At 22.8% G+C, this 390-nt stretch carries 1 protein-coding gene; it reads left to right on the top strand.

All coding sequences use genetic code 11. The features are described 5' to 3' along the window. The coding region (locus AYC60_RS03425) for a transposase (protein ID WP_197416941.1) at positions 1–390 on the top strand (390 nt) is incomplete at both ends.

Below are 390 nucleotides of genomic sequence, written 5' to 3'. Positions count from 1 at the left end.
ATATAAAACCTAATATATTTGTTACAGATATGTTTATGCAATTTAGAAATGTAATCAATACTACATTTGATAATCCAATAATAGTTGCAGATAAATATCATGTATTAAGACAATCTGATTGGAGGTTAAGAGATGTAAGAATAAGGCTTTTTAATTCGGATGTTAAATATAAAGAATTAAAAAAATTTTGGAAGCTATTGGCTAAATCACCAACTTCAAAGTATTCTAAGAAACAAAAATATAGATTAAATCAATTATTTGAATTATCAAGTGAGTTAAAGGGGATCTTTAATTTTAGCAAGAAATTTTATTACTCATTTAAAGCTAAAAAGGATATAAAATTTAAAAAGGGAATAGAAAGTTTAATTGTTGATCTTGATAAAACTAAAA

The sequence above is a fragment of the Streptobacillus felis genome (assembly GCF_001559775.1).
In the GTDB taxonomy this organism is placed as follows: Bacteria; Fusobacteriota; Fusobacteriia; order Fusobacteriales; family Leptotrichiaceae; genus Streptobacillus; species Streptobacillus felis.
The sequence above is the reverse complement of the archived record's forward strand: the minus strand, read 5'-3'. Positions and strand labels throughout refer to the sequence as shown.